Annotated in this window: 10 protein-coding genes; 2 read left to right on the top strand and 8 right to left on the bottom strand. The window is 61.6% G+C overall.

Features of this window, described 5'->3' with window-relative positions; translation table 11 throughout:
- Positions 1-109: 109 nt before the first annotated feature.
- The 5 genes from BM132_RS27355 to BM132_RS27335 form a co-directional block, all read right to left on the bottom strand.
- Complete coding sequence (locus tag BM132_RS27355; protein WP_092459984.1) at positions 110-574, bottom strand: SRPBCC family protein; 465 nt, start codon at positions 572-574, stop codon at positions 110-112.
- Between the two features lie 33 nt (positions 575-607).
- Positions 608-4,027, bottom strand: a complete 3,420-nt coding sequence (locus BM132_RS27350; protein ID WP_092459983.1) for a non-ribosomal peptide synthetase — start codon at positions 4,025-4,027, stop codon at positions 608-610.
- A gap of 10 nt (positions 4,028-4,037) precedes the next feature.
- Positions 4,038-4,970 carry a diiron oxygenase gene (locus BM132_RS27345; RefSeq protein ID WP_092459982.1) on the bottom strand — a complete coding sequence of 311 codons (933 nt, stop codon included), beginning with the start codon at positions 4,968-4,970 and terminating at the stop codon, positions 4,038-4,040.
- A complete protein-coding gene (locus BM132_RS27340; RefSeq protein ID WP_092459981.1) occupies positions 4,967-5,743 on the bottom strand; it encodes a DUF3050 domain-containing protein in 777 nt (258 codons plus the stop codon). Before BM132_RS27340 ends, BM132_RS27345 begins: the two co-directional genes overlap by 4 nt.
- A 689-nt stretch (positions 5,744-6,432) precedes the next feature.
- The gene (locus BM132_RS27335) at positions 6,433-7,125 is read right to left on the bottom strand and encodes a GntR family transcriptional regulator (protein WP_092459980.1); all 693 of its coding nucleotides are present in this window, start codon (positions 7,123-7,125) and stop codon (positions 6,433-6,435) included.
- A gap of 273 nt (positions 7,126-7,398) precedes the next feature.
- Here BM132_RS27335 and lapG point away from each other — a divergent pair, with 273 nt between their 5' ends.
- Together lapG and lapD are read left to right on the top strand one after the other, a co-directional pair.
- Positions 7,399-8,022 (top strand): cysteine protease LapG, encoded by a 624-nt coding sequence (lapG, locus tag BM132_RS27330; RefSeq protein ID WP_371264169.1) that lies wholly within the window; start codon positions 7,399-7,401, stop codon positions 8,020-8,022.
- Positions 8,023-8,036: 14 nt separating this feature from the next.
- Positions 8,037-9,983: a cyclic di-GMP receptor LapD gene (lapD, locus tag BM132_RS27325; RefSeq protein ID WP_092403315.1), complete on the top strand. Its 1,947-nt coding sequence runs from the start codon at positions 8,037-8,039 to the stop codon at positions 9,981-9,983.
- Positions 9,984-10,185: 202 nt separating this feature from the next.
- Here lapD and BM132_RS27320 read toward each other — a convergent pair whose 3' ends face one another.
- From BM132_RS27320 to BM132_RS27310, 3 genes are read right to left on the bottom strand one after another with little or no spacing between them, the layout of a single operon-like run.
- Entirely contained in the window at positions 10,186-11,157 is a 972-nt protein-coding gene (locus tag BM132_RS27320) for a sulfotransferase family protein (protein WP_092459978.1), read from the bottom strand.
- Positions 11,145-11,927, bottom strand: coding sequence for an aspartyl/asparaginyl beta-hydroxylase domain-containing protein (locus BM132_RS27315; RefSeq protein ID WP_092403319.1), 783 nt, complete (start codon positions 11,925-11,927; stop codon positions 11,145-11,147). Before BM132_RS27315 ends, BM132_RS27320 begins: the two co-directional genes overlap by 13 nt.
- Positions 11,928-11,942: 15 nt before the next feature.
- Entirely contained in the window at positions 11,943-13,454 is a 1,512-nt protein-coding gene (locus BM132_RS27310; RefSeq protein ID WP_092403321.1) for a TolC family protein, read from the bottom strand.
- Positions 13,455-13,461: the final 7 nt, after the last annotated feature.

Genomic DNA, 13,461 nt, shown 5'->3' with positions numbered 1-13,461 from the left:
AAATCAGTGTGGGAGCGAGCCTGCTCGCGATGACGGCGGCACAGCCAACATCATCGTCAGCTGACCCACCGCTTTCGCGCGCAAGCCCGCTCCCACAAGGGAGTGGTGTTTACTTGAACATCACTTGCACATTCCCCATCGCCTCATCGGCAAACCCTTGCAGGAAATCCCGGAAGCCGGACGTGGTATGAGCATCGGTGTGGTCGGCGATGATGGTCCAGGTGGCGCGGCAGCGGTTGTCCGCCAGGGGCACGACGTGCATCGCTGCCCACAGGTTATCGATGCCTAGGGTGTTGTAGATCAGCGTCCAGGTCATGTGCATGGCCTGGTCATCACGGCTGTTGAGCTGTTCCACCACAAGGTTCTGCCCGTCGCGGAAAAACTTCTTGCGCAGGGACCTCACGCCATCGCCGGTCATTTCGATGTGCTCAAGTGCCGGGATGAATTGATCGAACCCCGCAAAATTACCCACCACTGCCCAGACGCTCGCCGCGTTGGCGGGTACTTCCACTGAAGTTTCGACCTCGCAGGCGTGGGGGTTCTTGATCAAAGTGTCGGGTTGAAGTGCATTCATGGTCTTGCTCCTTTTTTTACAGTTGAGGGTGCTTCAGATGAAATCGATGGCCTTGAGGTAATCAGCACCGCGGCGCAGCAGGGCCGGGGATTTTTCCGGGTAGCGGGCACCCATCTGCCTGACGCCGGCCCGGGCGTTGGCGTGGTTGATCAACGAGATGTCGCCGATGTCTTCCTCGAAGCCGTTGAGGTAGAAACCCAGTACGCCGAACAGGGCGTTGTCGGCATTGACTCGGCCTAATTGCCGTTGCCAGTCGGCGACGCTGACCAGGGAAAATGTGCGGCCGCTGTCACGAAACGACGCCACATAAGCGTCCCAGCTCAAGGGCTCGGGGTTGTGCAGGTTGAACACCGCCTGCGTTGGCTGATAGCGACTGGCATGGAAGGCGATGAAGCGCGCCAGGAAGTCCACCGGCATCAGGTCGAAGTTGAGTGACAGATCCGGCACCTGGCCGAGCTGGATCGAGCCTTTGAGCATCAGCATCAGCCGGTTCTTGTGGGGCTGGCAGACCCCGGTCAGGCTGTTGAAACTGATGTTGCCCGGGCGAAACAGATTGACCCACACCCCACGGTCCCGGGCCCGCTGCAGGATCCGCTCCCCGACCCATTTGGACAGGTTGTAGCCGTTCTTGATGTAGATCGGTGGCGTCTCTGCGGCGGGCTGCTCCAGGACCTGGCCGTCGGCATCCAGGGCACTGGACGCCGACAGCGTGGAGACGAAGTTGAAGATCTTCTTGCTGCGCCCTTCACACAGGCGCAGGCATTCGAAGATCGGCTCCACGTTGTCCCGCGCCAAAGACTCGTAGTCGAGCACGTGATTGACATGGGCCGCGTTGTGCACCAATGCGCCGAAGGTGCGGTCGATGCGGGCATAGACATCGTCGGGCAAACCCAATTGCGGTTGGGTGATGTCGGCGGCGTAGACACTGACGCGGCTCAGGTCCAGGTGGTTCAGCCGATTGTCCCGCAGGGCCTGGGCGAAGCGTTCGGCCGCGCTTTGTCCACCCGATTCGCGCACCAGGCATGCGACTTCGGTGGCGCCCCAGGCCAGCAAGGCCTCAACGATGTGTACCCCAAGAAAACTGTTGGCCCCGGTCACCACCACCTTGTGCACATCACCACACTGGCTGACAGGCAGCGGATCGAGGTTGAGTTCCGCTTGCGCATCGATCAAGGCCTGGGGGCTGAGGGTCGATGTGCTGTTTTGCTCAGGATCGTCTAGCAACTTCGCCAGCGTCATCAGCGTAGGTGCTTCGATGAAGCGATTGATCGACAGGCTGCGCCCAAAGGCCTCGCGGACCCCGAGCAACAGTTGAGACAACAGGATCGAATGGCCACCGAGATTGAAGAAGCTTTCATCGGTGGCGATGTCGTCGACCGGCAGCTCCAGCAACTCGGCCCACAGTTGCCGCAGCTGCGTTTCCAGAACGTTCTGCGGCTGGCGCCGATGGCTGCCAACCTGTACTTGCACCGCCGTGGCGAGCAAGGCCCGGCGATCGACTTTGCCATTGCTGGTGTAGGGCAGGCTGGGCAATTGCACGTAGGCCGCCGGGTGCATGTAGCTGGGCAGCGCGTTTTGTACATGCTCGCGTAAAGCCTGGAGGGCGGCGCCGGCCCGCTCTTCCCGGGGGTGAACCAGAAACGCCAGGATTCGCCGACGTTCATCAATGCCCACCGCTACTTGGCGAAACAGTTGGCTGTCGCGCAGGCAATGCTCGATTTCCTCGGGCTCGACCCGAAAGCCGCGGATCTTCACCTGGTTATCGCGCCGACCACACAGCTCAATGCCGTTGTCGGTCCATTGGGCGATATCGCCCGTGCGATAAACCCGCAGCGTTGCCCCGCCGGGCAGCGTCAGGTTGAGGTAGCGGCTCGCGGTCAACGCCGGGTCGTTCAGATAGCCGAGGCCGACCCCAGGCCCGGCGATGTACAGCTCGCCCGGTATGCCTTGGGGCACCGGTTGCAGCTGCTCATCCAGAATCAGCACCCGGCCATTGGCGATGGGCACACCGAGGTTGCGGTTGTTGTCACCGACACTGAATTGCCGGGTGGTGACCAGCACCGTGGTTTCGGTCGGGCCGTAGATGTTGTGGAAACTGCACTGCGGTGCGAGCTGTTCGATCACGAACGGCTCACAGACATCACCGCCGGTAATCAGGTGCGCCAGCCCCAACGGCGCATCCAGCGGCATCACGCTCAGCAGCGCGGGCGGCAGGAAAGCGTGAGTGGCGCGTTGTTGCTCAATCAATGCCACCAGTTGCTGCGGATCGCGCCGCTGGTCTTCGCTGGGCACCACCAGCCTCGCACCCTGGATGAAGGTCGGCAGGATATCCAGCAGCGATGCATCAAAGTTGATGGTGGAGAACTGCAATGCCCGGCTGTCACGCTGTAAGCGGACATAGTCGCTATACCAGGCGCAGAAATGGCTGAGGTTGCGATGACTGAGCAGCACGCCTTTGGGCTGGCCGGTGGTGCCGGAGGTGTAGATGGCCACGGCCGGTTCGTTGATGTCCACCACGCGGCGGATCAGCGAGGCCGGGATGCCGGGCTGGGGTGCAGGCAGCTTGCGTACATCCAGCGTCGGCAGCGACAGCTCGCCCAGGCCGCTGTCACCGTCGTGCAGCAGCAGGTCCGCGTTGGCGTTCTCCAGGATAAAGCGCCGTCGTTGCGCGGGGTGTTGCGGGTCCAGCGGCAGGTACACCGCCCCGCAACCCAGCACCGCCAGGATAGCTGCGTACAACTGCGTGGACTTGGGCAGGCAGACACCAATCACCCCAGGTTTTGCCCCTGCCAGTTGCTTGAGTATCGACGCCTGCAAGCGCAACGCCAGACTGCGCAAGGATTTGTAGTCGACGAGTTGACCCTCGACCCACAGCGCCGGTTGCGTGCCGTCATCGAGCATGCGCTGTTCGATGTCATGCATCACCGGCACTTCGGCTGCAGCCAGCAACCAAGGCACTGGGGGGCGATTGAGGTGGTGCTCGAAGGCCAGCGGCTCCAACACATCCAGTCCCTGCAACGATTCATCGCAGGCGTCGGTCTGCACCGCCGGCCAGTGATCGAAGCAGGCTTCGTCCCGGGAAAGCTGGCTGACCAGTCGCGCACCGTGCTCGACCACCGCCGCCAAGGTGCGCAGTCGCAAAGACTGGCCGTTGCCACCGCCGTGCGGAGCGATCTTTTCCTGGGACAACGGCCGATGCGCGCTGTCTCGAAAAACCACCACCGGTTGTGGCAATGCCTGGCCGGAAAAAAACTGGAGCGCCACGCGCACCTGAAGGTTTGCGCGGGCGTCTAGGGTGCAGGGCAGCGTCCCGTCATCAATCAACAGGTCGACCGCTGCGTGGTGGTTCGCTGATTCAAGATGCACAAGACCGTGGCCGTGCAGTTCGAGCTCCTGGGCCAGGTCGGTCATGGCCTGGCTTGTGCCAGACAGTGCAATTTCGAGGCGTCTCATGGGCGGATCCTCATGGGGTCAGGTAGTCGGCCAGGGCGTCACGCACGCAGGGGGACGCCAGCATCGAGCTGCTGCGAAAAAAGCGCGTGATATTGCCCACCAACGGATGAAAACGATTGATGGGGTAGGCCAGCGCACCGGCTTCTTCGCGCAGCGACTGACGCACCGATTCGTCGACGGGCAGGTGTGCGATCAGCTGGAAATCGAACGCCTGTTGCAGATCGCTCGCCAAGTACTGGCTGATGAAGCCGGGCATCAATCGGGCAATCGCCTCGCGGTCAGCTTCGGGCGCGCTGCGCCAGTAGATTTGCACCAGTCGCGTCCAGAACCCGGAGTGCCGACCCTCATCCAGCAAGTGGTCGGCCATCAGGCCCTTGATCGACGCCTTGACCGAGTCGTCCCGGGCGAAGGCCGCCACTTCGTTGGTCACGGTGTTCTCGGCAATGGCGATGCAAATCAGTTCCACGGCGCTGAGCAGATGCTCCGGCGCCTGGGCCAGCGTTGCCGGTATGGCGCGGCTGAGCTCGATCTGATCGGGCAATGGGATCGGTGCAATGCCGGTCATCTCGATGGTCTGTTGCATGAAGTCCATCGCCACCAGTGCGTGGTAATCCTCGTCCACCACCACTGTCATTGCGTCGTAGCGGCAGGCGAACGGGAATTCGATGCCGAAGCTGTTCTTGGCAATGCGCCGGGCGGTGTGGTCCACCAGCTCGGTCTCGAAGATCACCACATCGTTGATGAACTTGTAGAGGCTCTGCACCAGCGCAAAGTCGCGCAATTGCGGGCAGTGGCTGAGGAAGGTCTGGCTGTGCACCAGGGGCTGACGGCTCATGGGGAAAATCAACTTGTCGTCGTCTTCGACCCGGCGCCGTGGCCGGGTGCGGATCGTGGCGCGGCTTTCCCAGGCGTCGGCGAAGGACTGGTATTCGACGGCGTTCATGGCGCCACCTGCGCAACTGGTTCGGCCATGCTCTGGCGTAACCCGTCCCACAACGCGGTGCGGCTTTGGACAGCAGCGAGTGCGGCGGCCAGCACCTCGGTTTCGCGTTGCGGGTCGCCATCGATCAGCCGGGCCAAGAGTTTTTCCGCTGCGGGGCCGTGGTCCTCGGAGTCGACTTCGATGTGCCGCTGCAGGTAATAACGGAACGTCGGCGCCTGATCCAGGCCGATACCCCAAGCGTCCAGCATGCGCTGGAACATCTGCGGGATGACGCTCTCGCGACCATGCACGAAGGCGGCGGCCACGCTGTGGGCCGGTGCGTGCAGCGCGGTTTGCAGTGTCTGGCGGACGAACCGGGCCGCCGCCGGCTCCACCTCGACGCTCTCCAGGGCCGTTTCGGGACTGACGCCTTCCTGTTGCAGGGTGATGAACTGCTCAATGGCGCGAGTATCGGCGCCAACCTCGCGCATGGCGTCCAGGTACAGTTCGAAATGGCTGCAATAGCCAGCTCCGGGGCGGTCATCCGACTCCTCGCCCAGGACGATTTCGTTGATCAAACGTGCAGCGTGTGGGTCGGCCGGCGGTAACCAGGGCAGGTGGACACAGGTCAGCTCCCGTTGCAGCCGTTTGGTCAGTGACATGAAGTCCCACACGGCAAAGACATGGCTTTGCATAAAACGGCGCAGCAGATCGATTGATGTTATTTCGGAAAAAACCGGGTGTTCGCCAAGGGCGTGTTTTTTCAGAGATAGTTGTTCTTTGGTGGGTAACATCGGAACGTCCTCATCAATGATGTTTGTTCGGAAAAGTCACCCGGCTTTTAATAAAAAAGCGAGCGGGTGCCTGAACCGGAGTCCATAAGTTTTGAAAGTATGTAAGTGCTCGGCTTAACGGCGCATTTATGGCATCTGGGTAAGGTTTTTCGGGCCTTGGCCATAAACGTAAGCGGTCGATAACGACTCGACGGATAAAAAGCTAATACACCGAACAAGTAAGCGGCAAGTAATTTTTTAATTATTTAAAGAGGGTTGTTTATTGGGCGCGAAGAGGGGTATTAAAACTTTTAATATAAGTTTTATTCAGGCGAAGCCGCTCCTTCCGATAGAGAAGTATCAGAATTGAAGAAGTTGAGTGAATGCCTCACTCGGAGCACTTCAGGGGACAGGGAAATAAGAAGTTGTTGTTTTATGGGGGGACATCGGTCGGACTTCCGATCATCCCGCCGGTTGGGCGGTGCTCCTTGCGTGTTGGCTTCGATTCGCCTGGCTGCGGCCAGGCGCTGACTTCTTCAGGTCTGTTTTTTAATCGACAAACGCAAGAGTGGGCCCAAATCGATGGCAGTGCCATTGAACTGATGGGGGCGACAGGGCGCGGCTACGCTGCGGCCTCGTCGGGCGGGCGAGAAACCGTGTAGGAGGGATGTGTAAGAAAGTGATGCGCCCCTCAGGGCGCGGGCGTCAGGTCACCGGCTTGGTTGTTGTTCCAGATAGCGACGGATGGTGACGCAGGCTTTTTCCAGATGCAGCTCCAACAGGGCAACCGCTCTGTCGATGTCCTGGGCCGTAGCGGCCTCCAGCAGCGCGCGATGATCGTCCTGGGTCAGTTTGCCCAAGCCCATGGACGACAGATGAAAGCGCAAGAAGCGTTCTTCCTCATTGAGCTCGCGCTCGATCAGGTCCAGCAGTTTACTGTTGGGTGCCTTGTGATAAAGCGACATGTGAAACAGCCGGTTGAGCCTGCCGATTTCAGCGTGGTCGGTTTGAGCTTCCAGTTGCTCGATGTAATGGGCGGCCATGGCCAGGTCCTCGGCATCGAGCAGGGGAATGGACAGGCGTAAAGCGAAAGATTCAAGAACCGAACGTAGGGAGTAGGTCTCGATCGCATTGTTGGTGATCAACGGGGCCACCACGGCGCCTTTGTGCTGAACCACATTGAGCAGTGATTGCGCCTCGAGCTGGCGCAAGGCCTCGCGTACCGGCATGCGGCTGACGCCGAACAGGTCGGCCAGTTCCTGCTGGCGCAGGGCGGTGCCGCAGGGCAGGCGCCCGTCGAGTATGGCCTCGCGCAGGGACTCTTCGATAATGGAGCGGGCCTGGGCAGCGGGAATGGGCCCGTTGACCTGGATAGTGCTTAGCGGTTTGGGCTTCTGTGTCACGACAACGCACCCTGACTGGTAGTAACAAAAATTGGATCCAAGCCAACATTAGTTACAGATTGCCAAGCCGTCAAAACCTCGCGGCCCCGGTTCCTGAACTAAAGTTTAGTCTGCTTGTGGTGATCGCACCTTGCCATTGTCTTTTGCCGGGCCAGGCTTCACCATCCAACGCATTTCCCACGGCCCTTTTTGGACGTATTTCCCTTGGCTGCACCTTTCCCTGTTCCCAGGTCCTTGCGCTGGCTGTTTTCGGCATTGTTGCTGGCCGGCCTCATGCTGGGCGGCCTGCAGGCTGACTGGGACTTTGCGCAGATCAGCCGGCGGGCGCAAGCGTTATATGGGCCGTTGGGCGAAGGGCAGCAACGGATCGATGCCTGGCAGCAATTGTTGGCGACCCAGAAGCAGACGCCGGAGCTAGAGCAGCTCAGGGTGGTGAACCTGTTTTTCAACAAACGGGTGCGCTACGTCGAAGACATCGACCTGTGGCGTCAGGTCGATTACTGGGAGACCCCGATCCAGGCTCTGTGGAAAGGGGCCGGGGATTGCGAGGACTACGCCATTGCCAAGTACTTCAGCCTGCGTCGCCTGGGGGTGTCCAGTGACAAGCTGCGCATCACCTACGTCAAGGCGCTGCGGCAGAACCGTGCGCACATGGTGCTCACCTACTACGCGACCCCCGATGCCATGCCGTTGGTACTCGACAGCCTGATCGACGGCATCCTGCCGGCCAGCCAGCGGACCGATCTGTTGCCGGTCTACTCTTTCAATGCCGAGGGGTTGTGGCTGCCAGGCGCCAAGGGCAACAAGAAAGTGGGTGACACCAAGCGCCTGTCCCGGTGGCAGGATGTGTTGAAAAAAATGCAGGCCGAAGGTTTTCCGGTCGAGACGACTAACTAGGAGCGCGCGCTCAGATGTCCTTGTTCAAACAGCTGTTGATCGCTATCTGTCTGTTCCTGGTGGTTGCCTTCAGCGGCAGCTTCATGGTCAGCCTGGAAAGCTCGCGGGCCCAGTATGTCAACCAGTTGCGCTCCCACGCCCAGGACGCAGCCACGGCGCTGGCGCTGTCGCTGACGCCGAACATCGACGACCCGGCGATGGTGGAGTTGATGGTCAGCTCGATTTTCGACAGCGGCTATTACGCAACCATCCGTGTGGTCGATGTCGCCACCGACAAAACCCTGGTCGAGCGCACCGGCACGCCCGACGCCGGCAACGTGCCGCAATGGTTCATCAAGCTCATCGGTCTGGAGCCGGCCGGTGGCGATGCGATTGTCAGCCGCGGTTGGGAGCAGGCGGCGCGGGTCGAAGTGGTCAGCCACCCGATGTTCGCCCTCGCCAAGCTGTGGCAGAGCGCATTGGGCAGTCTGGGCTGGCTGCTGCTGTGCGGCGCGGTGAGCGCGGTGTTGGGGGCCTTGCTGCTGCGGCGTCAGCTCAAGCCGCTGGACTACATGGTGCATCAATCCCATGCCATCGCTCGTCGCGAGTTCCTGAGCCTGCCGGAGCTGCCGCGCACCCCGGAACTGCGCCGGGTGGTGCAGGCGATGAACCAGATGGTCGAGAAGCTCAAGGCGCTGTTTCAGGAGCAGGCTGAGCGTAGCGAAAAACTGCGGGTCGAGTCTTATCAGGACAATCTCACGGGCCTGGCCAACCGGCGATATTTCGAAATGCAGCTCCACGCCCGGGTGAGCAATCCCGAGCAGGCCAGTTCCGGTTATCTGCTGTTGCTGCGGGTCAAGGACCTGGCCGGACTGAACCAACGGCTGGGCGGGCAGCGCACCGACCAGTTGCTCAAGGCCGTGGGTGAACAATTACAACGTGAATGCGCCCGCTACCCTGAAACCCACAACCTGGTGACGCGCATTCGCGGCGGGGAGTTCGCCGTGTTGGCACCGGGGCTGGTGCGCGAGGAAGCGCTGCAACTGGCGCAGAACCTCGACAGCGCGTTGGCGAGCCTGCATGCCACCGGTGCGACCGACGTGGCTTCGGTGGCCTCCATCGGACTTGCTCCATTCGTTCATGGCGACTCGCCGCAAGCGGTGCTCCAGCTCGGCGACCAGGCCCTGGCCCAGGCCGAAAGCCAGGGTGAGCCGGGTTGGGCCTGCCTGGACCACAGCGCCTCGGCCAGTGTCGGTGACGATCACCATGCCTGGCACAATCTGCTCGACCAGGCCTTGAGCAATCAGCGCTTCGAGCTTTACTTCCAGCCGGTGGTGGCCGCCCAGGACACCCAAGTGGTGCTGCATTACAAAGTGCTGTCACGATTGCTGGACGAGCAGGGCCAGACCATCCCCGCCGGGCGTTTCCTGCCATGGTTGGAGCGCTTCGGCTGGACCGCGCGGCTGGACCGTTTGATGCTCGAGCAGGTGCTCAAGCAAATGGCCGGGCACGAACAATCCCTGGCGTTGAACCTGTCTTCGGCGACCTTGGCCGATCCGCAGGCGCTGAACAAAGTCTTTGAAATCCTACGGGCCCATTCCAACCTTGGGCCGCGCTTGACCCTGGAGATTGGTGAAGAGCAACTGCCGGAGCAAGCCGTGCTGGAGCAGTTGACCCGGCAGCTGCGTGAGCTGGGGTTCTCCCTGAGCCTGCAGCGTTTTGGTGGGCGTTTCAGCATGATCGGTAACTTGTCGCGGCTGGGGTTGGCTTACCTGAAGATTGATGGCAGCTACATTCGTGCCATCGACCAAGAGAGCGACAAGCGTTTGTTCATCGAGGCGATCCAGCGTGCTGCTCACAGTATCGACCTGCCGTTGATCGCCGAGCGGGTTGAGACGGAAGGGGAGTTGGCGGTGATTCGTGAGATGGGGTTGTTTGGGGTGCAGGGGCAGCTGGTTGGGGAGCCTCGGCGTTGGGGGTGAGGGTTGCGCTCAGCTGGCCCTGGTTTGAAGCTAATGCGTTCATCCTGTGGGAGCGGGCTTGCTCGCGAAAGCGGAGGGTCAGTTTGCAGTGATGTTGGATGTACCGGCGTCATCGCGAGCAAGCTCGCTCCCACAGAGAATCGGGGATATAGCGGCAACACAGAACAAATGTGGGAGCGAGCCTGCTCGCGATGGCGCTGGGTCAGTCGACATTGATGCCAACTGAACAACTGCCAACGCGCCAGGTTTCGAGCGCCTCATAGGGCCCCTGCGCCCAATGCATCACCTGATGGCGCAGCCCTGACGAAGCCTCCCGACGCTTGTCCTCGCTGTCACCGGCAAACGCCTGCCCCGGCTGCTTGGCATGCTGCCCCGCCATCGCAAACACTTGGCGACGCTGGGCGTCATTGAGTCCGAAAAATTCTGCCAGTCGACCTGCCATCGCATCAGGCAACTCAGCGTAATTAACCGTCAGCCCGGCAAACTCATGGCAGCGCTCCAGCCCCACCTGCAACAGCCGTCCCAGTCGGCGCGCGACGAAATCTTCCTGGCCGCTGAAGGGCAATCCGTCGTCCAGCACGCTCGGCCCGATCATCCCCGGCACCATGTGCATGCCGGGACGACGCAAATGGGAAACGGCGATTTCCAAAGGGTCGCGGTACACGAACAGCCAGGGCGTGGCGGGAAAGCACTCGCGCAGCAGTGCCAGCTCACCGATGTTCCAGGCATCGAGCTTGATCACCAAGCGCTCTTCCACGCCTCGGCGGCGTTGCCCATAGGCCGACATCAGCCCCATGAGCGCCATGCTCCGGTCAACGGGTGGCATAGCATTGCGCAGCAGAGCATCCAGAGGCGGCGGCTCTGAAATGACGATGTGATCGTCCAGTTGCGCAAGCATCTGGCTGATCAACGTCGAGCCGCAGCGGGAGGCATGGAAGATGAATGCACTCGGGGGCAGGCCCGGGCTTTGTTGCCTCCACTGGTCCAGGACACTTAAAGGGGTCTGGCGGCGGAACGCCTGGTTGAAAGGCAACCGCAGGGCCTGCTCCACCGCGTCGCCGAAGAACGGTTGCGACAATCGCGCCTCGCCGAACCAGCACCAGTCAACCTGCCACTGCCCCGCCGCTTGCCACACGCGGATCGGCAGCCAGCCGTCCAGGTTCAAGCCTTCCACTGGTCACTCCATTGCCGGCGACCGTTGCGCATGGCCGCCTGCAATTGCTCCCGGGTAAAGTGCAAATCGCGTTCGGCAGCCATCGCTATTGCACACTCAATGAATGCCTCCACGTCATGCAGGCTCTGCAAGGTCCGGGCGAGTTGCGGGTCGCTTTCAACGAGTTGCTCAAAGCACAGCAGATCACTTCGCTCAGCCCCGATTGCCGGTGTGCTGAGCAACCCAGCGGCCACCTGCCTTTGCAGCCATGGGCTGGGGCGGCAATCGAGCACCAGATGAATCCGTGGCTGAGTGCTGTGGTTATCGACGCGATGAGGCAGCGACAAGTCGAGAAACCAGCATTCACCCGCCGTCATCGGAATCCGTTGCCCATCCAGCCAGAAATCCACGCCTGGCGGGCTGAGCAGTGGAACGTGCAGGCGCAGATCGGCGTCCGCCCCCGCCAGGTCATAATCGCGATGCTCGTGGATGCAGCCACCGGGCCCAAGTCGCAGCAGCCGGGCCGAGACGATCTCCAGCGGCCAGTCGCGCAACGCTTCGTGCCAACGGTCATCGTCCGACCAAGGCGCGCGGTGCACGGGCTGACCGCGCCCAGGGGACAACGGGGTCAAGGCATCGGCCGCCGAAATCAGCGCCACGCCACTCCAGTCACCGCTGTAATAGGCGCTGTTGAAGTGGCCATGCCAGTGATCGTCCTCAACGGCTGCCAGTGCCTGCAACAGCAAAGGCAGGTTCACCGTTACCGGCAGCCGGGAAAACGCCGGGCGCACCCTACGTGCGGCCTGTTACTGGGTCACCGCTGCCGTCGGCACCGCGATATCGCCCTGGGCCCACGCCGCTTCGCGGTTGGCCAGCGCCGTGGCAATCGATTGCACTTGGGTCGATTGCACTTCATCGGGCAACGGGTCGAGGCCAGCGCTGGCAAAGATCTGGCCGTAGGCGTTGCGCAGGTCGGCATAGGCCAGATCCCGCCGCAAATCAGCCTGCAGCGTATTGAGTTCGCCCTGGATCAGGTCCAGTTCACCCAAGCCTGCGGCCTGATGGCGGTTGCGCAGTTGACCGACGATCTGCCCGTCGATATCCGCCAACTGCTGGCTGGTCTTGAACTGGCGCAGCGCCTCGCGGTAATTGGCATTGGCCACGTACAGCTGCGCCAGCACGGCAATCGACATGGCCTGACGCCGTGCCGCCGCCACCTCTTCTCCGGCCTTGGCCACGTTGATGGCCGCCGGGGCGGAGATCACGTTGAACAGGTTCCAGGTGACTTTCACGCCATAGTCAGCCCAGCCCTGCTCCACCAGGAACGAGTTGCTGTCGTAATGCCCTCCAGCGGAGAACTCCAGCCCAGGTAACAGGCGCAGCATGGCCTTGCGGGTTTCAGCGGCGGTAATGCGCGTCTGGTAGTCCTGCTCTCGCAGTTCCGGGCGGCTGGTCAGGGCTTCCTGTTCAAGACGCGCGAGGTCGACCTTGAGCTCCGGGATGACGTATTCATCCTGGGTGGCCAAGGTCAGCTCGGTGCCCAGGGGCAGGTTGATCAGCGTCGCCAGTTCCGTCTTGGCCAGGGACAACGCCCGGCGCTGCTCTTCGAGCTGGCGGGTGGCCTGGATCAGCGAACGCTGGTAACCCAGTGCCTGCACCGGGTCGCCAATGCGTTGCTCGCTCATGCTCTGACTGTTGCCGCGAGCCGTATCGACTCGGACCATCAGGCTGTCGATCTGCTTGAGCAGGCGCTCGGCGGCCATGGCTCGCCAGTAAGCCGAACGCACATCCTGGACGATGGTGTTGATGACCTTGCGCCGACGCTCCTGCACGATCAGCCGCTGGTCCCCGGCCTGCTTGGCGCTGATGTAGCTCACGCCGAAATCGAGCACGTTCCAGACCATGGTCAGGTCGGCCACTTCGCGGTCGCGGTCCTGGGAAGTCGAAGGTTCCAGAGACTGGGTACCGGTTTCCACGCTCTGGCTGCTGGAAGCGCTGACGTTGTTGCGGCCCACGTAACCCGCGTCCAGAGCCATGCGCGGCAGCATGTCGAAACTGGCCAGGTCCAACTGACGCTTGGCCAGTGCCTCTTCCATGATCTTCAAGCGGCCTTCCAGGTTGTACTTCACTGCACGGGCCATGGCCTGGTGCAGGGTCAGCGGGCCGCTGAGGGGCTCCTGATCCTTGTACATGTTCTGCAGATCGGTCTGGGCGCGCTGCTCGCTGACGCTACGCTCGATCGGCTCACTGGTGACCGCACATCCGCTGACCGTCAACGCCAGCACACTCATTGCGAATAACTTCTGACTTCTATTCATTCCCTGG

The organism is Pseudomonas sp. NFACC45 (genome assembly GCF_900113505.1).
GTDB lineage: Bacteria > Pseudomonadota > Gammaproteobacteria > Pseudomonadales > Pseudomonadaceae > Aquipseudomonas > Aquipseudomonas tehranensis.
The sequence above is the reverse complement of the archived record's forward strand: the minus strand, read 5'-3'. Positions and strand labels throughout refer to the sequence as shown.

What these genes read in the sequence shown, in the direction of transcription:
- lapD (WP_092403315.1), top strand. Translation starts at nt 8,037, where the DNA reads ATGTCCTTGTTCAAACAGCTGTTGATCGCTATCTGTCTGTTCCTGGTG.
- lapG (WP_371264169.1), top strand. Translation starts at nt 7,399, where the DNA reads ATGCTGGGCGGCCTGCAGGCTGACTGGGACTTTGCGCAGATCAGCCGG.
- BM132_RS27310 (WP_092403321.1), bottom strand. Translation starts at nt 13,454, where the DNA reads ATGAATAGAAGTCAGAAGTTATTCGCAATGAGTGTGCTGGCGTTGACG.
- BM132_RS27340 (WP_092459981.1), bottom strand. Translation starts at nt 5,743, where the DNA reads ATGTTACCCACCAAAGAACAACTATCTCTGAAAAAACACGCCCTTGGC.
- BM132_RS27355 (WP_092459984.1), bottom strand. Translation starts at nt 574, where the DNA reads ATGAATGCACTTCAACCCGACACTTTGATCAAGAACCCCCACGCCTGC.
- BM132_RS27350 (WP_092459983.1), bottom strand. Translation starts at nt 4,027, where the DNA reads ATGAGACGCCTCGAAATTGCACTGTCTGGCACAAGCCAGGCCATGACC.
- BM132_RS27345 (WP_092459982.1), bottom strand. Translation starts at nt 4,970, where the DNA reads ATGAACGCCGTCGAATACCAGTCCTTCGCCGACGCCTGGGAAAGCCGC.